The organism is Sinorhizobium alkalisoli (assembly GCF_008932245.1).
Taxonomy (GTDB): Bacteria; Pseudomonadota; Alphaproteobacteria; order Rhizobiales; family Rhizobiaceae; genus Sinorhizobium; species Sinorhizobium alkalisoli.
Genome location: NZ_CP034909.1, coordinates 434,340 through 459,127 on the forward strand (window position 1 = coordinate 434,340; position 24,788 = coordinate 459,127).

General features: G+C 61.9%; 23 protein-coding genes. 12 read left to right on the forward strand and 11 right to left on the reverse strand.

Annotated elements, in window-relative coordinates; all coding sequences use genetic code 11:
• Positions 1-245: 245 nt before the first annotated feature.
• The 6 genes from EKH55_RS02070 to EKH55_RS02095 form a co-directional block, all read right to left on the reverse strand.
• Positions 246-908 (reverse strand): PRC-barrel domain-containing protein, encoded by a 663-nt coding sequence (locus EKH55_RS02070; RefSeq protein ID WP_069460329.1) that lies wholly within the window; start codon positions 906-908, stop codon positions 246-248.
• Between the two features lie 334 nt (positions 909-1,242).
• Positions 1,243-2,967: an IlvD/Edd family dehydratase gene (locus EKH55_RS02075; protein ID WP_069460330.1), complete on the reverse strand. Its 1,725-nt coding sequence runs from the start codon at positions 2,965-2,967 to the stop codon at positions 1,243-1,245.
• A 135-nt stretch (positions 2,968-3,102) separates the two neighbouring features.
• On the reverse strand, positions 3,103-3,987 hold the full coding sequence (locus EKH55_RS02080) for an SMP-30/gluconolactonase/LRE family protein (RefSeq protein ID WP_151610894.1): 885 nt from the start codon (positions 3,985-3,987) through the stop codon (positions 3,103-3,105).
• Complete coding sequence (locus EKH55_RS02085; RefSeq protein ID WP_069460332.1) at positions 3,984-4,622, reverse strand: 2-dehydro-3-deoxy-6-phosphogalactonate aldolase; 639 nt, start codon at positions 4,620-4,622, stop codon at positions 3,984-3,986. Before EKH55_RS02085 ends, EKH55_RS02080 begins: the two co-directional genes overlap by 4 nt.
• Before the next feature lie 13 nt (positions 4,623-4,635).
• Positions 4,636-5,556: a 2-dehydro-3-deoxygalactonokinase gene (locus EKH55_RS02090; RefSeq protein WP_192803733.1), complete on the reverse strand. Its 921-nt coding sequence runs from the start codon at positions 5,554-5,556 to the stop codon at positions 4,636-4,638.
• The gene (locus EKH55_RS02095; RefSeq protein WP_069460334.1) at positions 5,553-6,323 is read right to left on the reverse strand and encodes an SDR family NAD(P)-dependent oxidoreductase; all 771 of its coding nucleotides are present in this window, start codon (positions 6,321-6,323) and stop codon (positions 5,553-5,555) included. Before EKH55_RS02095 ends, EKH55_RS02090 begins: the two co-directional genes overlap by 4 nt.
• Positions 6,324-6,449: 126 nt before the next feature.
• On the opposite strand from EKH55_RS02095, the gene EKH55_RS02100 reads away from it, so the two are divergent.
• The 11 genes from EKH55_RS02100 to EKH55_RS02150 all read left to right on the forward strand — a co-directional run bounded on the left by EKH55_RS02100 (position 6,450) and on the right by EKH55_RS02150 (position 17,940).
• Entirely contained in the window at positions 6,450-7,262 is an 813-nt protein-coding gene (locus EKH55_RS02100) for an IclR family transcriptional regulator (RefSeq protein WP_069460335.1), read from the forward strand.
• Between the two features lie 351 nt (positions 7,263-7,613).
• Positions 7,614-8,354 carry a helix-turn-helix transcriptional regulator gene (locus EKH55_RS02105; protein WP_069460336.1) on the forward strand — a complete coding sequence of 247 codons (741 nt, stop codon included), beginning with the start codon at positions 7,614-7,616 and terminating at the stop codon, positions 8,352-8,354.
• A 234-nt stretch (positions 8,355-8,588) separates the two neighbouring features.
• Positions 8,589-9,344, forward strand: a complete 756-nt coding sequence (locus EKH55_RS02110) for a LuxR family transcriptional regulator (protein ID WP_083265418.1) — start codon at positions 8,589-8,591, stop codon at positions 9,342-9,344.
• Between the two features lie 501 nt (positions 9,345-9,845).
• A complete protein-coding gene (locus EKH55_RS02115; RefSeq protein ID WP_151610896.1) occupies positions 9,846-11,003 on the forward strand; it encodes an Mrp/NBP35 family ATP-binding protein in 1,158 nt (385 codons plus the stop codon).
• A 597-nt stretch (positions 11,004-11,600) separates the two neighbouring features.
• The gene (locus EKH55_RS02120) at positions 11,601-13,502 is read left to right on the forward strand and encodes a potassium transporter Kup (protein WP_151610897.1); all 1,902 of its coding nucleotides are present in this window, start codon (positions 11,601-11,603) and stop codon (positions 13,500-13,502) included.
• Positions 13,503-13,748: 246 nt separating this feature from the next.
• Positions 13,749-14,891 (forward strand): cell wall hydrolase, encoded by a 1,143-nt coding sequence (locus tag EKH55_RS02125; protein WP_083265419.1) that lies wholly within the window; start codon positions 13,749-13,751, stop codon positions 14,889-14,891.
• Positions 14,892-15,275: 384 nt separating this feature from the next.
• A complete protein-coding gene (locus EKH55_RS02130) occupies positions 15,276-15,629 on the forward strand; it encodes an AtpZ/AtpI family protein (protein WP_069460343.1) in 354 nt (117 codons plus the stop codon).
• Between the two features lie 60 nt (positions 15,630-15,689).
• Complete coding sequence (locus EKH55_RS02135; protein WP_069460344.1) at positions 15,690-16,442, forward strand: F0F1 ATP synthase subunit A; 753 nt, start codon at positions 15,690-15,692, stop codon at positions 16,440-16,442.
• An 84-nt stretch (positions 16,443-16,526) separates the two neighbouring features.
• Positions 16,527-16,754, forward strand: a complete 228-nt coding sequence (locus tag EKH55_RS02140; protein ID WP_012707029.1) for a F0F1 ATP synthase subunit C — start codon at positions 16,527-16,529, stop codon at positions 16,752-16,754.
• Between the two features lie 72 nt (positions 16,755-16,826).
• Entirely contained in the window at positions 16,827-17,441 is a 615-nt protein-coding gene (locus EKH55_RS02145) for a F0F1 ATP synthase subunit B (protein WP_151610898.1), read from the forward strand.
• A 13-nt stretch (positions 17,442-17,454) separates the two neighbouring features.
• Positions 17,455-17,940: a F0F1 ATP synthase subunit B gene (locus EKH55_RS02150; protein ID WP_069460346.1), complete on the forward strand. Its 486-nt coding sequence runs from the start codon at positions 17,455-17,457 to the stop codon at positions 17,938-17,940.
• Between the two features lie 392 nt (positions 17,941-18,332).
• Here EKH55_RS02150 and EKH55_RS02155 read toward each other — a convergent pair whose 3' ends face one another.
• A complete protein-coding gene (locus EKH55_RS02155) occupies positions 18,333-18,983 on the reverse strand; it encodes a ribonuclease HII (protein WP_069460347.1) in 651 nt (216 codons plus the stop codon).
• 311 nt (positions 18,984-19,294) lie between these two features.
• Positions 19,295-20,452, reverse strand: a complete 1,158-nt coding sequence (locus EKH55_RS02160; RefSeq protein WP_151610899.1) for a PA0069 family radical SAM protein — start codon at positions 20,450-20,452, stop codon at positions 19,295-19,297.
• Positions 20,453-20,626: 174 nt separating this feature from the next.
• Here EKH55_RS02160 and EKH55_RS02165 point away from each other — a divergent pair, with 174 nt between their 5' ends.
• Positions 20,627-21,160 (forward strand): glycosyltransferase family protein, encoded by a 534-nt coding sequence (locus EKH55_RS02165; protein ID WP_069460349.1) that lies wholly within the window; start codon positions 20,627-20,629, stop codon positions 21,158-21,160.
• Between the two features lie 265 nt (positions 21,161-21,425).
• Here EKH55_RS02165 and moaB read toward each other — a convergent pair whose 3' ends face one another.
• The 3 genes from moaB to EKH55_RS02180 are packed head-to-tail and all read right to left on the reverse strand — an operon-like array spanning position 21,426 to position 24,726.
• Complete coding sequence (gene moaB / locus EKH55_RS02170; RefSeq protein WP_069460350.1) at positions 21,426-21,968, reverse strand: molybdenum cofactor biosynthesis protein B; 543 nt, start codon at positions 21,966-21,968, stop codon at positions 21,426-21,428.
• A gap of 6 nt (positions 21,969-21,974) precedes the next feature.
• Positions 21,975-22,886 carry a 4-(cytidine 5'-diphospho)-2-C-methyl-D-erythritol kinase gene (locus EKH55_RS02175; RefSeq protein ID WP_192803734.1) on the reverse strand — a complete coding sequence of 304 codons (912 nt, stop codon included), beginning with the start codon at positions 22,884-22,886 and terminating at the stop codon, positions 21,975-21,977.
• Positions 22,887-22,893: 7 nt separating this feature from the next.
• Positions 22,894-24,726 (reverse strand): tetratricopeptide repeat protein, encoded by a 1,833-nt coding sequence (locus EKH55_RS02180; RefSeq protein ID WP_069460807.1) that lies wholly within the window; start codon positions 24,724-24,726, stop codon positions 22,894-22,896.
• Between the last annotated feature and the right edge of the window lie 62 nt (positions 24,727-24,788).

Genomic DNA, 24,788 nt, shown 5'->3' on the forward strand with positions numbered 1-24,788 from the left:
CGTCCTTTGATTTGCAGGTGATGCAAAAACGCGTGGACGAAGGAAGCGTGGGAAGTGCGCGTCAATCGCAAGTCAAGGGTCTTCTCGCCGAAGATGGAGCGCCGCCGAGACAGGCTGAAAAGGTGAGGGACTATTTGGCCCCACGCTGACAGCTGACACTACCTTCAGCTGCGGCTGCGCGCCGGCTGTCAGGCGAGAAAGCAGGGGCCGGGAGATGCGCCCCTGCCTTCTCAGCCCCGCTCAGCTTACTGCTGCGGAGCAGGTTCCGGTTCTACCGGGGTCGCCGGCGTCACGCCGGACGTTGTTGTCGTGTCGGTCTGCTGGGCATTACGCTCGGCCATCACCTGCGACCTGTTCTTGAACTCAGGTGCGGCCTTCAGAGAATCAGCCGTTTCGGTGGTCATCAGCTTGAGCGTCAGGCCGTCTTCCTGCATGTTCGCTTCGATGTTGGCGAACGGAACCGCGACATTCTTTTCACCAATGCCGAGGAATCCGCCGACGCCGATCACGGCCGCTTCTACGCCGCCGTCCTTTTCGATGATCAGGTCGTTGATCTGGCCGACATTTTCATCATTGGCGTTGTAGACCGTTTGCCCGATATAGCTGTTGGCTGAAATCTGATCTTCAGCCTGTTCGGTCAAGTAGCCCGCACCGGCATCCGCGGTGGCGGTCGTGGTGTCCGTCGCCGCAGCATCCGGGGTCTGCGCCTGCTGGCTCGCATCAGGCATCGCCGGAGCGTCCGGAGTCTGCGCCTGCTCACCAGCATCCGGCGTGACCGGGGCCGGTTCCATCGTCTGCGTCTCCGGCGTGGCCGGCGTTGTGGTGTCCTGTGCGAAACTCATCGGGGCAAGGGCAACGCCCACGACCAGCGCGCCAGCGGCAACGGAAGATTTAAGAATCTTGGTCATCTCACAGTGCCTTTCGTTGACGTTGTCGATTGAGGCGCAGTCCTCTCACTCCAAGCAATTGAACTGCGCCGATGACGTTCAGGCAACGCGCGAGAATGAAAACGGTTCCCGAGCGGGCGCTTCTTCAAAGCTGATGATTGTAGATATGAGGCTTGTCCAATCGGCGGTGGCGGGCGCCGGCGACCAACTAGCCGTGCACGTGGTTGCCATCTGTCGCGCTCATGACAGAAAAGACACGGAGGCGGCGCTCGCTTGTCAAGGACGAACCGGGGCGTGCTGCAGCCCGCCCCGGTTCGGTCTGTTACGTCGCAGGTTACCGTCCTTACGACAGGCTTCAATGGCTTTCGCGTTGCACATCGCTGCCGCTCATGCCGACGAGGAAATCGAGGTCGGCGCCCTTGTCGGCCTGCAGAACCGTGTCGTAGTAGAGCTTATAGTAGCCGCGCTGCCACTTTTGCTCCGGCGGTTGCCATGCGGCCATGCGGGCCGCGAATTCCTCTTCGCTCACCAGGAGGTTCAACTCGCCCTTCATCGCGTCGAGGCGAATGCGGTCGCCGGTTCTGACGATCGCGAGCGGGCCGCCGGCATTGGCTTCCGGGCTGACATGCAGGACCACGGTGCCGAAGGCGGTGCCGGACATGCGCGCGTCGGAAATGCGCACCATGTCGCGAACCCCTTTTTCAACGAGGCGACGCGGGATCGGCATGTTGCCGACTTCCGCCATGCCGGGATAGCCCTTGGGGCCGCAGCCCTTCAGCACCAGGATCGTATCCTCCGTCACCGGCAGGTCCGGGTCGTCGATCTTTGCCTTGAGCTCTTCGATCGTTTCGAAGACGAAGGCGGGGCCCTCATGGGAGAGCAGGTGCTCGCTTGCCGCCGAGGGCTTGATAACCGCCCCGTTGGGGGCGAGATTGCCTTTCAAGACACGGATACCGGCCGCAGCGCGAAGCGGATTGTCGAGCGGTCGGATGACGTCGTCGTTGTAGACCTCCGCGCCTTCCCAGTATTTGCTGATCGGCACACCGAACACCGTCGGCGCGTCGGCATGCATGAGGTGCTGGATTCGGTTCATCACCGCCGGCAGCCCGCCCGCATAGGCAAGGTCCTCGATCAGATACTTGCCCGACGGCATGCAGTTGACGATGCAGGGCACCTTACCGCCGACGCGATCGAAGTCGTCGAGACAGAGGTCGACCCCGGCGCGTCCGGCAATTGCCAGCAGATGCACGACGGCATTGGTCGAGCCGCCGACGGCGGCGTTGGCGACGATGCCGTTTTCGAAGTTTTTCGTCGTCAGGATCTTAGACAGCCTCAGATCCTCATGCACCATCTCGACGATCCGCTTGCCGGTCATGTGCGCAAGTGCCATGCGGCGGGCGTCGACCGCCGGCAGGGCCGCGTTGGTCGGCAGTGACAGGCCCATGGCTTCGACGATGGAGGCCATTGTCGTCGCGGTGCCCATCGTCATGCACACGCCTGGCGAACGTGACATGCCGCTTTCGGCCGCCATGAATTCCTGCATGCTCATTTCGCCGGCCCGCACGGCCTCGGAGAATTTCCAGACGTCGGTGCCCGAGCCGATGTCCTTGCCTTTCCATTTGCCGTTGAGCATCGGTCCAGAGGAAACGACGATCGTCGGCAGGTCGACGGACGCCGCCCCCATCAATTGCCCCGGCGTCGTCTTGTCGCAGCCGCCGAGCAGCACGACGCCGTCAATGCCATGGGCCCGGATCGCCTCTTCGACGTCCATCGCCAGAAGATTGCGGAAGAGCATCGCCGTCGGGCGCATCTGCGTCTCGCCGAGCGAGGAGACGGGAAACTCCACCGGGAAACCGCCGGCCTCCCAGACGCCGCGCTTCACACCCTCGGCGAGGACGCGCAGATGGCTGTTGCAGGGGGTAAGCTCGGACCAGGTGTTGCAGATGCCGATGATCGGCCGGCCGTCGAAGACATGGTCCGGAAAGCCCTGGTTCTTCATCCAGGACCGGTGAATGAAACCATCCTTGTGTGTGCCGCCGTACCAGTGGCGGCTTCTTAGTTCTTTCATCTTTTCGCTCATCCGAGCACTCCCTTTCCATGGCGATGAATCCCATGGATCAATTGTATGACTTTTTCTCGGCGCCGTGCCAGCTTTTGTTGACGCAAGCTGGTTCAGCAAAAGTGTCCCCACGAGGAACCTAAGCAGAGTATCTGCCTAGAGCAGGAAAGCCGGCTCAAAGCGGCCCCTGACCGCAATACCGAGCTCGAAGGTCTTGCCGGCATGGGGGTCGGCTGCTCGCGCGGCGTCGTCCATGTCCTGCCATGCAGAGGTTACGAGCAGCCGGTCGGCATTCGGGCCGATGAAGGCCGGGCAACTCGGCTGCCTCGTTGGAACGGCGTGGCATGCAACCTTCTGGCCGTCGGGCTTGTAGACCTCGACCGCGCCAGCACCCCAGCGAGCATTCCAGATCAGCCCATCGGTATCGCAGACCGCGCCGTCGACGCCGCCCGGGGCAGTGCTCTCGTCCGAGAGAAGAATGGGGTCGCCCGTCGGAAGCGCGGTCGCCGGATCGATGTCGACACGCATCAGATGGTTGACGTCCGTGTCCACGAAATAGGCGGTGGCGCCATCCGGTGAAAAGCAGATCGCGTTGGGGATCGTCACGTTGCTGAAGAGCTTCGTAGTGCGGTTGCCGGCGACGTGGTAGATTGCACCGGCATGCTTCTCGGCCTGCCGTCCCATGGTGCCGATCCAGAGCGCGCCGCAGGCGTGGACGCGGCCGTCATTCGATCGGTTGCCCGGCTTGTCCTCAAGTGTCGCGAACGGACTGAGCTGATAGCTCGCCGTGTCACGGATGAAGAGCCCCTGGTCCGATGCGATCAGTTGCCGGGCCGGATCGATGGTGGCGAGTACACTGCCGAGAAAGGGCAGGGGGTGGATCGTGTTCCGTCCGCTTGCAACATGGAGCTCGTGCAGTTCCTGGCCCTTGATGTTGAACCACCAGGCCGTGCCTGTGAGTGGATCGTAGGTCGGGCCCTCGCCAAGTTCGGACGCGAAGTCGCAGAGGATGCGGCCGGAAAAAGGAATGAGGTCGATCATCGCTCGCCCCCGTAGACTGCGTCGTAGGCTGCCAGCGTGGCGGCTGCGCGCTGCCTGACCTCCCCAGCGCTCATCCCCGGCTTGTAGAGGCTCGATCCGAGGCCGAAACTGCGGATGCCGACCTTCGCATATTCGGCGAAATTCGCTTCCGAAACGCCGCCGACGGCGGCGATCTCGATATCCTTCGGAAGCACGGCGCTGATCGCCTGTATGCCCGCCGGGCCGAGCACGCTGGCCGGAAAGAATTTCAGCCCGCTCGCGCCCGCACTTGCCGCTGCCAATGCTTCCGTCGGCGTGAAAACGCCGGGCATCGTCACCATGCCTTTGGCCGCAGCGAGACGAATGACCGCCGCCTCGACATTGGGGCTGACCATCAGCCGACCGCCGACGTCGAAAAGCTGTTCCACCTGCGCCGTCGTCAGCACGGTGCCCGCGCCAATCAGGCACCCGGCCGGCGCCATCTTCACCGCGGTTTCGATCGAGCGGAACGGGTCCGGCGAGTTGAGCGGGATTTCGATTGCGGTGAAACCCGTTTCGATGAGGGCACCGACCACGCTCTCCGTCTCCTCGGGCTTCAAACCACGCAGGATGGCGATCAGCGGATGTTTCATCGGGGGCAAGAGAATGCGTTCCATGTTCGTCTTTCCGTCAGAGTGGCCAGATCAACCGGGCGGCGGCCGAAAGCCCTCGCCGAACCGCGTCGTCGGCATCCACGTAGCGCGGCGCAAAGCCCAGGCTTTCCAGCGCCGAACGATAGAGTGCGCCGAGCCGGCCCGAAGCCACGAGGCAGATGCCCTCCACGGAACCGGCGGTCGTAATCGCTCCGGCAATCTCGAGGCCGATCAGCATGCCCGACAGTCGCGCCCTGGCGTCGGCGGCGCTCAGGCTGTTGAGCAACTGGCCCGCCCGGACGGAAAAGAGCAGGTTCGTGGCCAATTCCGGCTTCTCCCGCGCCTGCGCCACCGCATCGGCAAAGGCCGGACTGTCGGCGGCGACGGCATCGGATTCCCCCATGGCATGGCTCAGGATCGTGTGATGCGAGATGACGTCGAACAACTCGCCGGTCATGAAGGTGGAGAAGCCCTCGACCGTTTCACCGGAGAGCCGGACCCATTTGCTGTGGGTGCCGGGCATACAGACGAGATGGCGGCCGCCGCCGAGACCGTCCGCTGCGCCGAGGAGTTGCGTTTCCTCACCGCGCATGACATCGGGCTGCCGCTTGTCACGCTGGGCGAGGCCCGGAAGAATGCGTATGTCGCGATCGACGTTCGGGACGGCGATCGCCTGGCCGGGGATTGCCGCAAGCCTTGCCGGCGTTTCAAGATAGCCGGCTTCCTTCCAGCCCTGGCGGGCGCCAGCCATGCCGCAGATGACGATCGGCAGATGGGTGGGCGCCTCGACGGCGGCAAGGTGCGCATCGAGAATAGCATGGAAACCGGCTTTCGCCGCGGTCGTCATGCCTTCGCCGCTTCGGCGCTCGGCAAGCACGCTGCCATCCTCGCCGATGATCCAGAGCCGGAAACTCGACGTTCCCCAATCCGCCGCGGCGTAATAGCCTCGCCTCGTCAAAGCACGCCTCCATCGATAATCATGGTCTGCGCCGTCATCGCCGCCGAGCAGTCGGACGCCAGGAAGAGGCAGGGCCCGACCAGGTCCTCGGCGGTCAACATGCGCTTCAGGCATTGCCGCCCCTGCATCCGTGCGATCGACTCGTCATCGAGCCATAGCCGTTTTTGCCGTTCCGTGACGATCATGCCGGGCAGAACGGCATTGACGCGGATCTTGTCCGGGCCGAGCCTTCCCGCGAGCGACTTCGTGAGTCCGACAATTCCGGCCTTCGCCGTGGCATAGGCCGGAATTTCAGGCATGTTCAGCATGAATGCGATCGACGAGAAGTTGATGATCGATCCGCCGCCCGCCTGTCGCATATGGGGGGCCACAGCCTGGCTTACGAAGAAGAGATGGCTGAGGTTGACGGACAGGCTTTCGTTCCAGCTTTCCTCGGTGACGTCTTCGAGGGCCTGGCGGTCGTCGCGCGCGGCGTTGTTGACGAGCACACTGATCGGGCCGAGGGCTGCGACGGCGGCGGCCACTGCCCTTTTGACCGCCTCGATGTGGCGCAGGTCTGCGGCGATATATTCCGGCCGGGTCCCCGTTTCGGGGGTAAGCTTGTCGCAAAGCGCACGGCTCTGTTCTTCGGCTATATCGATGAATGCCACGCGCGCGCCTTGGCGCAGGAAGCCTTTCACGAGCGCGGCGCCGATGCCGGACCCGCCACCGGTGACCAGCACGCCGCGATCGCGCAGGTCGGGAAACTGGCCGCTCGGCAAGCTCATGGGGCAGGGTCTCCTGGTAGCGGGTTGGTAACTGTTCCACTATATGGAACAGCATTTTATTTTCTGGAATTATCGCGCCACTGGCTTTAACCTGTCAAGGTGACGCGATGGCGGAAAGCGAGTGGAATGGACCGGAGCAAACTGGACAATCCGGAAAAGCAGGGTGCCGGGACTGGTACGCTCGGGAAGGCCTTGGCTGTGCTCGAGGCCGTAGCGATGGCCGATCGACCGCAACGCTTCACCGACGTCCTTCAATTGGTGGGCCAACCGCGCGGGACTTTGCACCGGCTGCTCGGCCACTTGGTCGATGAGGGACTGCTGGTGCAGCGGCAAGATCTGTCCTACGAGCCCGGGCTTCGCCTGCTGAAGCTTGCCTATCGTTCCTGGTCCGGCAGTCGCTTCCGCGACATCGCGGAACCCTATCTCCTGCGCCTGCACGACCTGACCGGCGAGACGGTTCATCTCGGCGTGCTCCAGGAAACGGAGATCATCTATGTCGACAAGGTCGAAAGCCGCCAGACAGTGCGCATGAGTTCCCAGATCGGCAAAGCCTCGCCGGCCTATTGTACCGGCGTCGGCAAGGCGGCACTTTCCTCGCTCCCTCCAGACGAACTCAGGCGAATAGCCGCGCGGATGGAGTTCCGCCCGTTCACCGCACGCACCCATCGTTCGGCCGCTGCCTTGCTTGCCGAAATCGAGGAAATTCGCCGCGACGGCCATGCCTTCGACCGAGAGGAGCACGAGGGGGAAATCTGCTGCGTGGCCGCGCCGATCGCCGTTCCGGAGCACGATCTGGTTGCTGGTGTTTCGGTGACGGGTCCTTCCTATCGCGTCAGCATGGCACAGTTGGCAATCTGGGCGAAGGATGTGCGCAAGGCTGCGGCACAAATCGAAGAGGAGGTCAGGATTCGGCTCGGCCCTGGCCGCGGCGAGCGCTGAGCAGATTTCGCAGAAACGCACATGGTCTTCAGGTCGGGCCCTGCGACCCGCAATTTGCAAGGACCCAGCGTATCCCACGAAGGTCTGGCTGGCAATTGCTTTACGGTAAATTAGAAGTTTCAACTGGACGAGACGGCAGGAGACCGTTAGCTTCCGGTCAGTCCGTTTCTACGGGGGGTTGCACCGTCGTATGGGCGCCGTTTGCGGACCGCAGGTCCTGGTGCCTTTTATGACGACCTGTTTCCTCGAGATCGGTTTCGATGGATGAAGCCGGCAGTTTCGACAGAAGGTCATGATGGCGAAGACATTCAGCAGTCCCTACGGGGTGCAGGTGCGGGAGGAGAGCGGAAGATGATTGATTTCAACGCTGATATTTCCTCACTGATGCTCCCGAATGGGCGTTCCGTGGTCGGATCGCTCGACAGCGAAGATGAAGTCAAGCGCGTTCTCGGCCTGATATCTGATGCCTATGGTTTCCGAGGCTTCACGGTGTTGGGCATTCCGGAACGGGGATGCCGCAGCCTTGCCGCGCAGGCACAGCTGACGACGTGGCCGTCGGAATTCTTCCGACGCTATGACGACGCTCGCCTGATGGACGGCAGCCCCGTCGTCCAGAAGCTGCGGCGCAGCACGATTCCCTTCACTTACGATGCGCATGAGCTGGCGCGCAGGCGGCTGGACGGCAAGGGCGATGCCGCTGTCAGCGTCTTCGAAGAAGCCAACATACCGCGCGGCGTCTACCTGCCCGTCCATGATGCCGCCGGGCATCGTGGCGCGATCGCCTTTGGCGGCGAGAGGCCCGTCGTTTCCAATGACGAGCTGCAGGCACTCAATCTCTGGGCCGGATTTCTATATTGCAGGTGGACCGAGGTCAGAAGCCGCGACAGGCGAGGGTCGGGCAGCCTCTCCCGGCGCGAGATCGAATGCCTGCGCTGGGCCGCTGCCGGCAAGACGACGGTCGAGATGGCCCGGATCATGGCGCTGTCCGAATATACGGTAAACCACTACCTGAACCGTGCGACCCGAAAATTGGACTCGGTCAATCGCGTCCAGACGGTCGCCAAAGCAATGCGCGCCGGCCTGATCAACTAGGGTCACTATCTGTTGGATTTTCGGGACTCGCCACGCGAGTGGAAAAAGAGACAGGTCCTGGGCTTGGCCCAGCGGCCGTCTCGGTGCGCCCCCTGAAAAAAGTGGGGATGTTTTGGCCGCAATCGCGAAATACACAGCCTTTTGCCAGGGAACGGCGATGATTGTAGATCTGCAGTTGGCATTGGCCGCGGGCTCGGGCTATTTGATAATTGATGATTGTCATGGAACGCGCGAATGCAAGACACAATGACGACCGGGATGCGTGACATCGATCTGCCCCGGGGCGGCGATTTCGCGCCCGAAATCGCAAGGCTTGAGACCCAGTTTGACATCATCCGCTATATGCGGCGGATCACGCAGATCTTCGGTTTCAAGACATTCCTCATTTGCTCGATTCCCGCCATCGACATGGAGCGGCTGTCCGCTGCCATGGTGATCTCCAATATGCCGGCCGAGTTGCTCAACAAATATGACAGCCTCTCGATGCTGCGCTTCAGCACGGGCGTGCGACGTTTGCGGGAGACGACGACGCCATTCGAGGTCACGCTGGAGGAGTGGGAGCGGGAGAGCGGCAAGCCGGATTCGGCCGCAGATTACATTGCCATGCTACGCGAGAATGGCATCTATCAGGCCAATTATTTTCCCGTGCACGATGCCGAGGGCGGTCGCGGCGCGGTTATCTTCATGGGGCCGGACCTGGATCTGCCGATGACGGCGACGATGGAACTGCAGATGATCGCAATCCACGTCTATAATCGTCTGGCCGAAATCGGCTCCGTTTGGAAGAGCGCCAACACGGCACTTTCCGAGCGGGAAATCCAGTGCCTGAGCTGGACGGCGGCCGGCAAGACGAGTGCGGAGATCGCCGGGATACTCGGCCTTTCGGAGCACACGGTCAATCACTACCTCAATCACGTTACCAAGAAGCTCGACGCCGTTAACCGCACGCAGGCGGTCGTTAAGGCGATGAAGAAGGGCTACATCAGCTGACGCGGGTTTCCGACGCAGCCTCCCCGGGGACGCCGCACGCAACGGCTCTGGTGTGAACGCTGCTCAATTGCGCGAAAGTTGTGCCTAAACGGTGCGCATGCCTGGAATTTAAGCGCAGAGCCTTCCATTTTCTTGCGGCGAATCTGTGTTAACGCTTTGAAATGATTACGTCTCTTGTGTCCAGATAAAACTGGCACGCATCCTGCATTCTCATTGTCGTGTCCAGAGGGGACCATAATAAGACAGCGCCCAGGAAGGTTGCGAAGACGGGGCCGCCGCTGATCGCCTGTGATTCCGGATGTACGGACGCAAGGCGCTCGACTGGCGGCCCCATTTTGTTGCCTCTCGCGATTGGCGAAGCGCCTCGCCTCGACTATCTGTTGCATGGTCCTTAAATCGACTTCGATTTGGGGATAAATTGTGCAGGAGTTCAAAGCGTTACAGCGGCCTTTGCGCCCGTCGGGCGCCGCGCTGTTCGCCAGGAAGAGACGAGAGGGCGACATGCCGGACGTAACCAGGGAAATGATTCTTGAAAAGCTGCGGAGCGTTCGCGGTCCCGACATGGAGGGCAACATCGTCGACCTCGGCCTTGTCTCCGATGTCTTCATCTCGGACGGCAAGGCTTATTTCTCTATCACCGTGCCGGCAGAGCGGGCAAAGGAACTCGAACCTATGCGCGTCGCCGCCGAACGGGTGGTGCGCGAAATCCCGGGCGTGAAGGCCGCAATGGTCGCGCTGACTGCCGATCGCAAGGCGGCCCCGAAGGCTGCACCCGTCGAGCGGCCACGACCGGCGGCCCCGTCCGGACAGCCGCATGGTCATCGGCCAGCGAGCGGAACGCCGGCGAAGCCGGGAATTCCCGGCGTCGGCGCTATCATTGCCGTTGCATCGGGCAAGGGCGGTGTCGGCAAGTCGACGACCTCGGTGAACCTCGCCTTGGCGCTCAAGGCGAATGGCCTCGAGGTCGGCCTGCTCGATGCCGATATCTACGGCCCGTCGATGCCGCGCCTCTTGAAGATTTCCGGGCGGCCGCAGCAGATTGAGGGCCGGCTCATCCGGCCGATGGAAAACTACGGGCTCAAGGTGATGTCGATGGGCTTCCTCGTCGATGAGGAGGTCGCGATGATCTGGCGCGGGCCGATGATCCAGTCCGCGCTCTTGCAGATGTTGCGGGAAGTCGCCTGGGGCGAACTCGACGTGCTCGTCGTCGACATGCCGCCCGGCACCGGCGACGCGCAACTGACCATGGCGCAGCAAGTGCCGCTTGCCGGAGCCGTCATCGTCTCGACCCCCCAGGACCTTGCGCTCGTTGATGCCCGCAAGGGACTGGCCATGTTCCGCAAGGTCGAGGTTCCGGTGCTCGGCATCGTCGAGAATATGAGCTATTTCATCGCTCCCGACACCGGCAAACGTTACGATATTTTCGGCCATGGCGGTGCACGCAAGGAAGCCGAACGCATCGGCGTGCCTTTTCTAGGGGAGGTTCCCCTGACCATGGGCATCCGCGAAACCTCCGATGCCGGAACGCCGCTGGTGGCGTCCGAGCCGGACGGCGAGGTCGCCCGCATCTACCGCGACATTGCTGCAAAGACCTGGGAGCAGGTATCATTGGCGCGGCAGGACCAGAGCCGCGCCATGCCGAACATAGTTTTTGAATAGGGAGCCTTGGCGCGCGGCGCCGCTCAACGCCTTGATTTAGAAAAACTTTTACGGTTGCAGAACGGCCCGGTCGTCCGTCTCTCGCGATGGGGGAGTACTGCGGCGCAGCAAATCATCGTTGATTTTGCGCTGGTATTGCGTCATATGCCTTGCCGCTGCCCGCGAGGGCAGTTGGTACGGCACCGGTCGCTGGAGACATTCTTTGCGGCATTCCGCCGAGCGCCGCGGCGGCGGTTTTTACGGGTGCATCGGCGTTGTGAAGGTCGTGGTGGCTGATCGGCCCGATCCCATTTGGTTGGTCTGGTCGGCCGCATCGAAGAGGCGGCTCTATGCTCACAGGATATTGCGCCTGCGGAAAGGCCGTCGCGCTCGCGACGGTGGAACCGCCGGGATCACTACGCAAACGCAAGACACGTCGAACCGCGTGGTCGCTTCCTGCAATGTTTCCCTGTTCTATCGGTGGAAAGGCTGGCTCTACTGCATGTCTCCTTGAATCGACCTCGATTCAAGGACGAAGACATGCAGCAATTCAAAGCGCTACAGCGTCCTTTGCGCGTCTGATAGACGCGCGGCGCTGTAGGAGCCCGTTCATCGCCCATGTCTGAATTGTCCGCGCCTTCCGTGTCCAGATCCGAAAATATGCGCCGACTGCTCGCGCTCGCACTCGGATCCATCGGCGTCGTCTATGGCGACATCGGCACGAGCCCGCTTTACGCCTTTCGCGAGGCGCTGCGTCCCGTCGCGCATGATGGTGTCACCGGTGTGGAGATCATCGGCCTCATCTCCTTGATGATCTGGTCGTTGACCATCATCGTGACGATCAAATATGTGCTCTTCCTGCTCAGGGCGGACAATGACGGAGAGGGCGGGACGCTCTCGCTGCTGGCATTGCTCATGAAGACCGCGACCGGCCACAGGGCGGCCCTCTTCTTCATGGGGATCGCGGGCGCGGCACTTTTCATCGGTGACGCAATGATCACGCCGGCGCTTTCGGTTCTCTCCGCCGTCGAAGGTCTGAAGCTCGTGACGCCGGCGCTAACCGAATACGTGCTGCCGATTGCGGTCGTGATCCTGGTGGTCCTGTTCGCCGTGCAATCGCATGGGACCGGAGCGGTCTCGAGTTTCTTTGGGCCGATCACGCTCGTCTGGTTCGTGGTCATGGGCGCGATCGGCCTTGTGCACATCGCCGACGATCTTTCGATTTTCGCCGCCTTCAATCCGCTTTACGCGGCTACCTTCATGATCAATGAAGGATTTGTCGGCATTGTCGTGCTGGGGGCCGTCTTCCTGACGGTGACGGGCGCAGAGGCGCTTTACGCCGATCTTGGCCATTTCGGCCGCCGGCCGATCCAGTGGGCCTGGTTTAGTGTCGTCTTTCCCGCACTCACCTTGAATTATCTCGGGCAGGGCGCCTTTATCCTCCATTACCCCCAGGCAATGTCCGACCCGTTCTTCCTGATGTTTCCGAAATGGGCGCTGCTTCCCGTCGTCATCCTCGCGACCGCGTCAACCATCATCGCCAGCCAGGCGGTGATCACCGGAGCCTTTTCGCTGGCACGCCAGGCCATCCATCTCGGCTTCCTGCCCCGCATGGCGATCTTCCACACGTCAGAGACCCACACGGGGCAGATCTACCTGCCCAGTGTCAATTCGCTCTTGATGTTCGGCGTCCTGGCGTTGGTCTTCCTCTTCGGCTCGTCCGAGGCACTCGCCACCGCCTATGGAATATCCGTGACCGGCGCCATGGTCGTGACGTCGTTCCTGGCCTTCGAGTTCCTGCGTGTCCGTTGGAATTGGTCTGCCTTGGCGGCGGCGACTGCCCTGTTGCCGCTCTTTGCGCTGGAGTTCACCTTCCTCGGCGCCAATCTGCTCAAGATTGGCGACGGCGGTTATGTGCCGATCATGATCGCTGCGACGTTCATCGTGATCATGTGGACCTGGAAACGCGGCACCGAGATCCTGCACGCCAAGACGCGCCATATCGAGGTCCCCTTGGCCACCTTCATCAAATCGCTCGAGCGCAAGAGTGAACACGCGCCGGTCTCCGTACCGGGCACAGCAATCTTCCTGACGAGCGATCCGGGCTCCACGCCCGCGGCGCTTTTGCACAACTTGAAGCACAATCATGTGCTGCATCAGCAGAACTTCATATTGACCGTGCGCACGGCCAACACACCAAGAGTACCCAAGGAGGAACGCGTCAACGTTCGGCAATTGTCGGAGCGCTTTACTCTGCTCGAGATGAAGTTCGGCTTCATGGAGACTCAGAACGTCTCGCAGGCGCTGGGCCTCTTCCGCAAGTCTGGCATCAAGTTCGACATCATGTCCACGTCCTTCTACCTCGGCCGCCGCAAGCTCGTGCCGGACGCTGAATCCGGGATGCCGTATTGGCAGGACCGGCTGTTCATTGCCCTCGCCAATGCGGCCATCGATCCCTCGGACTATTTCCGCCTGCCGACGAACCGCGTCGTCGAACTCGGTTCGCAAGTGATCATTTGATCGCTCTTGCCGAAGCGAGTGTCCCATCCGGACCGACTGCATTAACCAAACATCAAGGTTAATGCTTCAACTTCAAGGCTCGAAGGAAGCGGTCCCGGCCAGCCGTCCGATCGCTTCGAAACTTTAGCGTCCCCGCGTGGAATCGTGCCGTCGGCCTCCGGCCGGCTTGCGAGAACGCGCGCCCGAGTGAGAGTTGCGTGGAGCCGTACGGTGCGTGAGAGTCGACAGTCGAGCCGCAAGTTTCGCATGTCCTTCCCGGCCTGGCGCGCCCCGGCTATCTTCGGGCTTGCGATTTTCCTCTGCTTTCCCTCGGCCGCTGCCTATTCGGATCTCGCCACTTTCCTGGCCGGTATCAATCGCGGCGGCGAGCGCTGGCGCATGTACATGACGCGGTCGCCAGCGGGCTCGGTGCACCAGGCCGAGATGATATTCTCCGATCCGGTCACGACCGGCGCTCTCGACGGAGGTGCGGGCATCACGCTGGCCGATGGCAGCCGCGTGGCACTGACGGCGGAATCAAAGCGGCAGGAAGGAACGCCCGATGAGGATCGCGTCACCCGGAAGTTGAAGAAGGGCCGCGTCGTTGCCGTCAGCCCCGTGACGCCGCCGAAGGACTTCAGCGCCGGATCGATCCTTCAGCGCACAAGCTCGCTGGTCGAGCCCCAATTCGACGGTGCGGAGAGAATGGTCTTCGCTAAGCCGAAGATCAAGGGCAAGGAGATCGAGATTGCCACGGCCTTCTACCGGAAGATGCCGCCGAAGCCCGATCCGGGCGTTTCGCCGATGCTCGCCAAGCTGGTGACGAACGACAAGGCCGATATTCTCGCCACCGCTTACGTCCGGACCGACCCGGACTATGCACGCGAATCGCCCTTCGATTCGATTCTGAGCGACGACGCACACGGCGGGCGCTTCATCCCGGACATAGCCCCGGATGATCATGCCTGGGCAGCGACGGCCCTGCCGCCGACCGTCTTCAGCAAGGACGAACAGACCTGCCTGGCAGAAGCCATTTATTTCGAGGCCCGCAGCGAGCCGCTGAAGGGGCAAGCGGCGGTCGGCCAGGTGATCCTCAACCGCGTCCGCAACCCCACCTATCCGAAGAGCATCTGCGGTGTGGTCTACCAGAACAAGAACTGGCGCAACCGTTGCCAGTTTTCCTTCGCCTGCGACATGATCCGAGATCTGATCTATTCGCGCTCTCACTGGAAGGCAGCCAGGGAAGTGGCCATGGCCGTGACCGCGGGCAAGATCTGGTTGCCGGAAGTCGGCTCCGCAACGCACTACCATGCCACCTATGTGAACCCCGCCTGGGCCAAGACGATGAAGCGCGTCGGCCGCATCGGTCTGCACATCTTCTACCGGACCTATGGCGGCGGCTGGAGCTGATTGATTCGCGAGATCGCGGACGCCAGCCTGCTGGCCGTCTCCAGAGATCGGGGCTCAAGGACAAAGGCTCGCAGCGATTCAAAGTGTGAGCGTGACCTGTCGCGTCCGTCAGGACGCGCGGCGCTCGGTGCTCCGTTGCGACCAAGACCCCCGAACGGCGACAATTCCCAGCGCCGCTTTGCCGCAGGCATTCCAAAATACAGCTAACTAATTGAAAAGCCTAGAAAATATTGTCCACCCTCAATACTCTTCCATGCCTTGACTATGCGGAAGCCTAAAACTATGTTGCGCGCGACTTCAAAAGGGGCCGAACGTGGCATGGTTGCCGGCCGTTTGTATGACCGTGATCGCGTTTAGACCGCGTGAGGCTGCAAGGGGAGCCACGTGACGGAGAAGCCGGAAGAGAGTTTGGAGGCGCGGCTGAAGCGTCTTGGCGAGGACCTCGCGTCCAGGCGGACGGATCCCTCGGACAAGGCGGAGATGCGCAGCGCGGAAAGCCGCAAGGGCTATGCCGAGGCGATGAAGCTTTCGAGCGAATTCATCGCCGGCATCGTTGTCGGGGCGTTTCTGGGCTATCTTCTGGACCATTTTGCGGGTACAGGGCCGTGGGGCATGATCGTCCTCCTGCTGCTCGGGTTCTGTGCTGGCATATTGAACGTGCTGCGCTCTGCCGGTCTGGTGGCTAAGCCCGACCAGCATGGGCCTGGGAATGAAAAAAAGGACGGGGACGGCGCCTGAGGCGCCGTCTGGAAGAGCACGGTTTCCGCTTGCGGGCGGGCAGAACGAAAGAGAAGCGCGGTGTCAAACGATCCGACCCACCAGTTCCTGGTCAACAAGATTGTCCCGATCGAGATTGGCGGAATTGACTTTTCCTTCACCAATGCATCGTTGTTCATGGTTGCGACCGTCGGCGCTGCTGCGGGCTTTCTCTACCTCACCACCTCGCAGCGCGGCCTGATTCCGACGCGCATGCAGTCGGTATCGGAGATGTCCTACGAGTTCATCGCGTCGATGCTTCGCGAGGGTGCCGGCAGTCACGGGATGAAATTCTTCCCGATGGTCTTCTCGCTGTTCATGTTCGTCCTGACGGCGAACCTGCTCGGCATGTTTCCCTATTTCTTCACCGTCACCAGCCAGATCATCGTGACCTTCGCTCTTGCCATGTTTGTTGTCGGCACGGTGATCGTCTACGGCTTCTACAGGCACGGTCTGGGTTTTCTGCAACTTTTCGTGCCGCACGGTGTGCCGGGCGCTCTTCTGCCGCTGGTGGTCTCGATCGAAGTCATATCGTTCCTCTCCCGTCCCATCAGCCTATCGGTCCGTCTCTTCGCCAACATGCTGGCCGGCCACATCACGTTGAAGGTCTTCGCAGGCTTCGTCGCCTCGCTCAGCGCTCTCGGTGCGCTCGGCATCGGTGGCGCGATCCTGCCGCTCCTCATGACCGTAGCTCTCACCGGTCTTGAATTCCTGGTTGCCTTCCTTCAGGCCTATGTCTTTGCGGTGCTGACTTGCATGTACCTCAACGACGCTGTCCATCCCGGAAGCCACTAAGGAATAACAGTCGCTGGCTTCCGGGCGGGCAACGGCCGGAAGCGCAAATCCAAAGCCGCAACATCATTTCGAAGGAGTTCAATCATGGAAGCGGAAGCAGCAAAGTTCATCGGCGCAGGTCTTGCATGCCTTGGTATGGCCGGTACGGCTCTCGGTCTTGGCAACATCTTCGGCAGCTATCTGTCCGGCGCTCTGCGCAATCCGTCGGCTGCTGACGGCCAGTTCGGTCGCCTCGTATTCGGCTTCGCCGTTACGGAAGCTCTGGGCATCTTCTCGCTGCTCGTAGCTCTTCTCCTCCTCTTCGCCGTCTAATTCCGGCTGGAGCTTTGGCCGCGGTCCTAGGGCCGCGGCTGCGCATATCTAGAAGTGCACCTGGAGGTGAGCATGTTTGTGACAGCGGCCTATGCCCAGTCAACCACCACCGAAGGCGCCGAAGCGCACGATGCCGCTGCTGCCGGTGAGGTGCACACCGAAACGGGTGTGGCCCACGAAGGCGAGCATGGCTCCGGCGTGTTCCCGCCTTTCGATTCGAGCCATTTCGCATCGCAGCTGCTTTGGCTTGCGATCACGTTCGGACTTTTCTATCTCCTCATGTCGAAGGTCATCATTCCCCGCATTGGTGGAATTCTCGAGACGCGGCATGACCGGATTGCGCAGGATCTCGACGAGGCGTCCCGCCTGAAAGGCGAAGCCGATGCCGCCATTGCGGCATATGAGCAGGAATTGTCCGACGCGAGGGCCAAGGGCCATTCGATTGCAGATACCGCCCGCGAAGCGGCCAAGAACAAGGCGAGTGCCGACCGTGTTGCGGTCGAGGCCGATCTCGCGAAGAAGATCGCTGCCGCCGAGACGCGCATCGCCGACATCAAGGCCAAGGCGCTTTCCGACGTTGGTGCGATCGCCGAAGAGACGGCAACTGCCGTCGTTACGCAACTGATCGGCGGAACCGTCACCAGGGCCGAGATTTCCGCCGCCGTCAAGGCGTCTGCGGGCAACTGAGGAGCAGGTAATTATGGCTCTTGATGCGACTTTCTATGCCTTTGTTGGCCTGATCCTTTTCCTGGCACTCATCGTCTATCTTAAAGTTCCGGGCATGGTCGCCGGCGCACTCGATACCCGCGCCGACAAGATCAGCAATGAGTTGGCGGAAGCCAAGCGACTGCGCGAAGAGGCGCAGGGTCTCGTCGCCGAATACCAGCGCAAGCGCAAGGACGCCGAGGCCGAAGCGGCCAGCATCGTTGCCGCGGCGCAGCGCGAGGCGGAGATGCTGACGGCGGAAGCCAGGCAGAAGACCGAGGAATACGTGGCGCGCCGCACGGCACTTTCCGAGCAGAAGATAAAGCAGGCCGAGAGCGACGCGATCAACGCGGTTCGCGCGGCCGCCGTCGACCTAGCGATCAGCGCCGCGGAGAAGGTTCTGATGGCGAAGGCCGATGCCGGCGCACAGGAAGCGCTCTTCAGGAAGGCCCTCGGCGAGGTCAAATCGCGCCTCAACTGAGATCGCTCCAAAACGCTAAACGGGAGAGCCCCGCTTCGGCGGGGCTTTTTTGTCGGATGTCACCTACGCTGGGCATTGCCGACATTGGTCATGCGCAATCGAGACGTGTTTATTTCGATCGCGAATATCGGAATTGAACTTCCTCGGGCCGCCCGAAACCTATGGTGCGCCAAGTCCACCTTCCACTGTTGCACATTGAACGGCCCGAGCCCGCGGCAGATGGCAGTCGGCAATGATGCCAGTTGAAGATCGCTCTGTCTCCGCAAGCCACAATATCCCTGGGCGGTATTGCCTCTGCTGCAGCGAACTTACGTCGCCGTCGACAGATCCCGGATCGAGAACCTTCTTGCCGGCCCTTCTCGGAAGATCGGTTGTGAGGACGTCGCTTGGTCTCAGACCTGCCGGAAGGGGCGGAAGCTCATGCGGTGCAGCGAGCACGGACCATGGCTGTCGATAGCGGTGCGATGCTTCACTGTCGCATAGCCCGCATGCAGGGCAAAGCCATAGGCGGGAAAGGTAGAATCGGCGCGCGCCATCATGCGGTCGCGCGTGACCTTGGCGACGATCGAGGCGGCAGCAATTGAAGCCGACCGCGAGTCGCCCTTGACGATCGCCTTTGCTTGACAGGCGAGACCCGGAGGCACATCGCGCCCATCAATCAGGACAAAGCGGGCCGCCGTCGCCAGGCCGAAAATCGCCCGGCGCATGGCATCGAGGCTGGCCTTGAGAATATCGCTGGTGTCGATGTGTCTCGCCGAGGATGACGCGATCGAAACCGTGGCCGTCGCCATGATCTGGTCGAACAGCATTTCGCGTTGTTCGGCGCTCAGGAGCTTGCTGTCGTTGAGACCGTCAGGGACGGCATCGGGATCAAGGATGACTGCGGCGGCGACCACCGGGCCAGCGAGCGGCCCGCGGCCGACTTCATCGGCACCGGCAACGGGCCAGAAGCCGTCCCGCCTTGCCGTCAGTTCGAGAGCGAAATCCGGGATCACCGGTTGGAGAGGGAAAAGGAGGGAATCGGGCGGGTTGCGACGTGACATGCGGGGGACCCTCGCATATTCGCCCGATTCCCTTCAAGCCCCCCGGTACGAGTGCGGCGGTGACCGGGAGGAAAGCCGGCGTCGTCCTGAGGCGGGGAGGACGCCGGAGCTGAAATCCTGTCGGCGCTCAAGGCGCCATGGGTCCGTCCGGACGCTGTTACGTGGCTCCAAGATCTATTGCATGCCTGTCTGACGCGACCTCGACTCAAGGGCCACGGCAACACTTGCGCGTTTGCCAAGACGCGCGCCGCTGTGGAGCAGCGCCTGCTTGAGAACTGCCGCCTCGGCGTCTCGGAGATGCGCGTGAGCCCTTAAAGCAGCGACAATTGCACCCCCATTCCGAGCGGAGGCACGAAGATATCGTTTCGCAACTGGCGGCGCGCGAGATTGAGGCCAAGCCGCTTGGCGGCGAGGTCGAAGCGGCGGCCGATCTGCCAGGCATAGGGGCCAGCGCCCTTCATCCGCTTGCCGAACTCGGCGTCATAGTCCTTGCCACCGCGCATCGAGCGAATAAGGGACATTACGTGCCTGTAGCGATCAGGGTAGTTTCTCAACAGCCAGTCCCGGAACAGTGGACTCACTTCCAGCGGCAGGCGCAGGAGCACGTAGCTTGCTTCGGCAGCGCCAGCCGCCTTGGACGCGTCCAGCACGCGTTCGATTTCATGGTCGTTCAAGGCGGGAATGACCGGAGCAACCAGAACAGCGGTTGGAATGCCGGCCTCGGACACCGCGCGCATCGCCTCGAGGCGTTTGGCCGGCGTCGAGGCCCTCGGCTCCATGGCGCGTGCAAGCTTCCGGTCAAGGGTGGTCACCGAAATGCCGACCCGCGCGAGGCCCTTCTCAGCCATCGGTGCAAGCAGGTCGATGTCGCGCGCCACCATGGCCGATTTGGTCACGATCATCACCGGGTGGTTGGCCGACTGAAGCACTTCGAGGATCTGGCGCATGATGCGCCATTCCTTTTCGATCGGCTGATAGGGATCGGTATTGGTGCCTATCGCGATCGGCCGCACCTTGTAGTCCGGCCGTGCCAACTCTCGCTCCAGCAGGCGCGGAGCGTCTGGCTTGACGAACAGCCTGGATTCGAAGTCGACGCCCGCAGAGAGGCCCATATAGGAATGCGTGGGCCGCGCGAAGCAATAGATGCAGCCATGTTCGCAACCGCGATAGGGATTGATCGAGCGGTCGAAGGGAATATCGGGGGATTCGTTGCGGGTGATAACCGACCGTGGTTTCTCGACCTGGACCTCGGTTTTGAAGGGCGGCAGATCCTCGATGGTCTGCCAACCATCATCGAAGGTCTCACGGGTTACGGGCTCGAAACGTCCTGACATGTTGAGGCCCGCTCCGCGCCCGCGGCGGCGGTCGACATCGATCCTGACGCCGCTTGCGGTGGCCATGGCGTCGGCGATCTCGGCGCTGTTGCCCGGTGCAAAGGCGCCCCGCCTGAGTTGAGACAGCTCGTTCATGGAAATCTCCTCGGAACCGATAGTCGAGTCTGTTCCGCTCTGACTATTTTCCTACCGTAGACAGCAGAACAAATCAAGAACAAAATTCCATGTCATCTCGGCATCGGGAGGAGGCGGTCGGCTTTGCCCCTGTAATCTTGTGGTATTTGCCTCTGCAATGCGCTAGGAACGGCTATGCTGACGATCATTATGGAAACGCGGGACAATGAAGCGGAGCTGGCACAAACGCTTTCCGCACTGGTCACGGGTGCAGTGGAAGGGCTCGTCAGCGACGTCATCATACTCGATCACGGTTCCAAGGACGGCTCGCTGCATGTCGCCGACGCCGCGGGCTGTCGCTTCTGTGTCGACTGGGACCTTGGCGATGTCGTGCGGTCGGCACGGGGCGAGTGGCTGATGCTGCTCGAGCCGGGCGCCCGTCCTGTGGGCCGCTGGGTCGACGAACTCCTCGAATATGTCTCGCTCAACAAGGCGCCGGCGCGCTTCTCTCCATCGAGAGTGCACAAGCGGCCCCTACTCAGCCGGCTGTCCAAGAGGGCGCCCCCGCTTGAGACTGGATTCTTGATGCGAAAGCTTGACGCCGTCGCCATGGCGCGTGCCGATATGCGGCTGAGCGATATCGCGAATGCGCGGTCGGTGCGCAAGCTTGGCACGGAACTCGTTCCAGCATGGGTGGCGCTGAGACACCGGATGGCCGAGCGCGCCTGAACGAGCTTGCCCAGACCCACGGAATATGGGGTGTGCCTTGCGGCACCCCCGAAGCCATTCTTAAATCACCTTGCTCGCGAAAAATCTTTGCCATGATGCCCCGACCGGGTGGAGCGCATGTTATATATCTCCTACTTCCCCATATTTTTAGGAAAGAGGCGCCGTCGCGTTCATTCCAAGCGAATAGTCACCTGGCCGCGCGAAGCTAACGTAACAAGGGTAGCGGCTCTTTCCGCCGGCGGCTGTTCCAAAGGGAACAGTTTCCTCAACCGCGCTTCAGGTGCTCGTCGAGTCGCGGCATGATTTCGACGAAATTGCAGGGCATGTGCCGATAGTCGAGCTGCTGTTTCAGGATTCCATCCCAGGCATCCTTGCAGGCCCCGGGCGAGCCGGGCAGCACGAAGATTAAGGTGGCGTTCGCAACCCCGCCGGTTGCCCGCGACTGGATCGTCGATGTGCCGATCTTGTCGAAGGAAATGCGGTGAAAGACTTCGGAAAAGCCGTCCATGCGCTTTTCGAACAGCGGCTCCAGCGCCTCCGGCGTCACGTCGCGGCCGGTGAAGCCTGTGCCGCCGGTGGTGATGACGACGTCGATTTCGGGGTCGAGCGTCCAGGTTTTCACCTGATCGTAAATCTTCTGCCGCTCGTCAGGGACGATTGCGCGGGCCTTGAGCAGATGACCCGCTTCGCGGATCCTCGTCTCCAGGGTATCGCCGGACTTGTCGTCCGCGCGCGTACGCGTGTCGGAGACGGTGAGGACGGCGATGCCGACGGGAATGAAGTGGCGAGTCTCGTCGATTCCCGGCATCTGGCCTTATCCTCTCTTTCCGGAACTGCGGCTGGCTAGAACGTACCACCCGGCATGGGCGGCGGAAATGCGCCGTGCAGCCGCAGCCGCCTCTTCATCGCTGCGGAACAGGCCGAAGCAGGTCGCACCCGAGCCGGACATGCGCACGAGGTCTGCGCCGGCCGCGCTCAAGGCATCGGACACGTGTTCGATCGATGGCTCCAGGGCGCGAGCCGGTGGCTCCAGATCGTTGCGCATGCCGGCCAGAGCGCTCAGCCACTCCTCGGTTGTTTCGATGCCTTGCGGCAGCACCAGCGGCGGGTTCGCCTTTCTGGCAAGCGTCCTGAATATCACCGGCGTCGATATGGCGACGAGCGGGTTGGCGAGGACGATCGCGAAGGACGGCAAAGCGGGGAGCGGCGTGATCACTTCGCCGATTCCCCTTGCGATAAGCGTGCGGCCTTCGAGACACATCGGCACATCGGCACCGAGCTGGAGGGCGAGCTTGTTCAGTCCTTCGGGCGCGATACTTGCTTCCCAGAGCGCAAGCAGCCCTTTGAGCGTCGCGGCGGCATCTGCCGAGCCGCCGCCAATGCCGGAGGCGATCGGCAGGTTCTTCTCAAGATGCAGATGGACCGGGCCAGCGGATTCTCCCCTTCCGGTCAGTTCGCTGCGCAGGAGATCGCGAGCGCGCAGGACCAGATTGCCATCCCGGCCCTGAGCCGTGGTCGCCAGGTCCTGCGAAAAACGGCCCGAGACGGTAAAGCGGTCAGCCTCCGCCGGTGCTAGGCCCACCCGATCGCCGAGATCGGCGAAGGTGACCAAGCTTTCGAGGAGGTGATGGCCGTCGCCACGCTGGCCGATGACATGCAGCGCCAGATTGATCTTGGCCGGCGCCGCTGAGGTCAGTGCGAAGCCGGAGAGGTCGTCTGCCTGCATTCGGTTATCAGGATTTCTTGTCCGATGCAGCGGTTTCCGCGGCGCCCTTTTTCGGCAGGGTCTCCTTGGCATCCGCCGCAGCCGGAACGGTCTGCGCGAGAGGCGGCAATCCGTTTTCGATCTTTGCCTTGATCTTCGGAATTTCCGCTTCCTCCGGCTCCAACTCCAGCGCCTGGGTCCATTGGAACACTGCCTCGAGCTTGCGTCCCACCCGCCAATAGGCGTCGCCAAGGTGATCGTTGATCGTCGGATCTCCGGCCATCAACTCCGCCGCACGCTCGAGCTCGCCCACTGCCTCCTCGAAGCGGTTCATGCGGAAATAGGCCCAGCCGAGCGAATCGACGATGTAACCGTCGTCGGGCTTGAGCTCGACCGCCTTACGGATCATCTCCAGGCCCTCTTCGAGGTTGATGTTCATGTCGACCCAGGAGTAGCCGAGATAGTTAAGGACCTGCGGTTGGTCGGGGTTGAGCTCCAGAGCCTTGCGAAAATTCGGCTCTGCCTTCTCCCAGAGCTTCTGGCGCTCATAGGCGATCCCGCGCTGGAAGAAGACGGTCCAGTCGCTACGCTTCGGAACCGGGCCGATCGCCTCGACTGCACGATCGTAAAGCTCGCCCATTTCCTTGTACGCCTTGGCGTCGGAAAGCACGCTGCCATAGGCGAGATAATTGCGGATGTTCTTGGGATCGAGTTCGATCAGCCCCTGCAGGTGCTTCTTAGCCTCGTCGACCTTGCCGACGCCGGCAAGGGCGAGGCCGAGTTGCAGTTCCGAGACCCGGCGCATTGGCGAATCTTCAGGCACACTCCTGTAAAGCGCGATTGCCTCCTGCTCCTTCTTCAGGTTTTCGGCAATGCCTCCCAGCATCACCAGGATATCGGCACTGTCCGGATCGAGCCGGCGCGCCGTCTGGAGGTAAAGCGACACGATGTCCTCGGCACCTTCCCGGTTGAGGGCACCACCGATCGAGAAGAGCACGGCAGCCGCACCCTGCACGGCCGTACGTACCTGCTGCTCCTGGTGTTTGCCCTCTTCAATGCTTTTCCTGAGCGCCTCGAGCGGAGTGTAGTTGTTGACGAGGCTTTCGCCAACGGAGACGGTATCGAGCGCCTTCTGCTTGTTGCCCTCTCGCGCCTCGAAGCGCGCCAGCGCCTCAACCGCACGCATGAAGGTGTCCGGCGCGGCACTTCCGCCTTCCCGGTCGAGAATGGCGTCGTTCAGCCTCGCGCGCGCCGTCGCCTTGTCGCCGGCGGCCAGAGCGATCGCGCCAGCATGATAATTCTTGAACACCCGGAACCATTCCGGCCCGTCGAGCGCCTTAATCTGCGCAAGCGCTTCCTTCGGCCTGCCCTGACCGTATTTCGCCCAGGCGGAGAGCAGAGTGCTCATCAGCCGGTCGAGGTCGTTGGGGCCTTCATATTTCAAGAGCTTTTGGGCCGTGCGGTATTCGCGTTTGCGGATCGCGTCGATGGCGCGGACGACCGTCGTGATCCGTTCGACGGCCCGCTCTGACTTCAGATCCTCGGCAACCTTGACGCCTTCGTCGAATTCGCCGCCGATCAACAGCGTGATCATCAGGCGCTGCTTGACTTCCCGGTTGTCCGGCTCGAACTGCAATGCGATCCGGTAGAGGTCTGCCGCCATCGCATAATCTCGATCGACATCGGCGGTGCGAGCCGCCAGGAAGGCACCGGCGAAGGTGTTTGCGCTCGTGAGGTCGAAAGGTTCGGCGTCCTCGACCGCAGCCGCTTCTTCAGCGAAGGCGTAATGGCTGCCGGTCGTAACCACGAGGGCCAGCATTGCCGCGGCGCTGAGAAGCCGAAGGAGTTTATTCTGCCGCATATCAAACCTTTCGTTGCCGATGGTCCGGCGCATCGCGCCATCGCTCATTGCTGCGGAGTCGA

What these genes read in the sequence shown, in the direction of transcription:
- EKH55_RS02070 (WP_069460329.1), bottom strand. Translation starts at nt 908, where the DNA reads ATGACCAAGATTCTTAAATCTTCCGTTGCCGCTGGCGCGCTGGTCGTG.
- EKH55_RS02075 (WP_069460330.1), bottom strand. Translation starts at nt 2,967, where the DNA reads ATGAGCGAAAAGATGAAAGAACTAAGAAGCCGCCACTGGTACGGCGGC.
- EKH55_RS02080 (WP_151610894.1), bottom strand. Translation starts at nt 3,987, where the DNA reads ATGATCGACCTCATTCCTTTTTCCGGCCGCATCCTCTGCGACTTCGCG.
- EKH55_RS02085 (WP_069460332.1), bottom strand. Translation starts at nt 4,622, where the DNA reads ATGGAACGCATTCTCTTGCCCCCGATGAAACATCCGCTGATCGCCATC.
- EKH55_RS02095 (WP_069460334.1), bottom strand. Translation starts at nt 6,323, where the DNA reads ATGAGCTTGCCGAGCGGCCAGTTTCCCGACCTGCGCGATCGCGGCGTG.
- EKH55_RS02100 (WP_069460335.1), top strand. Translation starts at nt 6,450, where the DNA reads ATGGACCGGAGCAAACTGGACAATCCGGAAAAGCAGGGTGCCGGGACT.
- EKH55_RS02105 (WP_069460336.1), top strand. Translation starts at nt 7,614, where the DNA reads ATGATTGATTTCAACGCTGATATTTCCTCACTGATGCTCCCGAATGGG.
- EKH55_RS02110 (WP_083265418.1), top strand. Translation starts at nt 8,589, where the DNA reads ATGCAAGACACAATGACGACCGGGATGCGTGACATCGATCTGCCCCGG.
- EKH55_RS02115 (WP_151610896.1), top strand. Translation starts at nt 9,846, where the DNA reads ATGCCGGACGTAACCAGGGAAATGATTCTTGAAAAGCTGCGGAGCGTT.
- EKH55_RS02120 (WP_151610897.1), top strand. Translation starts at nt 11,601, where the DNA reads ATGTCTGAATTGTCCGCGCCTTCCGTGTCCAGATCCGAAAATATGCGC.
- EKH55_RS02125 (WP_083265419.1), top strand. Translation starts at nt 13,749, where the DNA reads ATGTCCTTCCCGGCCTGGCGCGCCCCGGCTATCTTCGGGCTTGCGATT.
- EKH55_RS02140 (WP_012707029.1), top strand. Translation starts at nt 16,527, where the DNA reads ATGGAAGCGGAAGCAGCAAAGTTCATCGGCGCAGGTCTTGCATGCCTT.
- EKH55_RS02145 (WP_151610898.1), top strand. Translation starts at nt 16,827, where the DNA reads ATGTTTGTGACAGCGGCCTATGCCCAGTCAACCACCACCGAAGGCGCC.
- EKH55_RS02150 (WP_069460346.1), top strand. Translation starts at nt 17,455, where the DNA reads ATGGCTCTTGATGCGACTTTCTATGCCTTTGTTGGCCTGATCCTTTTC.
- EKH55_RS02155 (WP_069460347.1), bottom strand. Translation starts at nt 18,983, where the DNA reads ATGTCACGTCGCAACCCGCCCGATTCCCTCCTTTTCCCTCTCCAACCG.
- EKH55_RS02160 (WP_151610899.1), bottom strand. Translation starts at nt 20,452, where the DNA reads ATGAACGAGCTGTCTCAACTCAGGCGGGGCGCCTTTGCACCGGGCAAC.
- EKH55_RS02165 (WP_069460349.1), top strand. Translation starts at nt 20,627, where the DNA reads ATGCTGACGATCATTATGGAAACGCGGGACAATGAAGCGGAGCTGGCA.
- moaB (WP_069460350.1), bottom strand. Translation starts at nt 21,968, where the DNA reads ATGCCGGGAATCGACGAGACTCGCCACTTCATTCCCGTCGGCATCGCC.
- EKH55_RS02175 (WP_192803734.1), bottom strand. Translation starts at nt 22,886, where the DNA reads ATGCAGGCAGACGACCTCTCCGGCTTCGCACTGACCTCAGCGGCGCCG.
- EKH55_RS02180 (WP_069460807.1), bottom strand. Translation starts at nt 24,726, where the DNA reads ATGCGGCAGAATAAACTCCTTCGGCTTCTCAGCGCCGCGGCAATGCTG.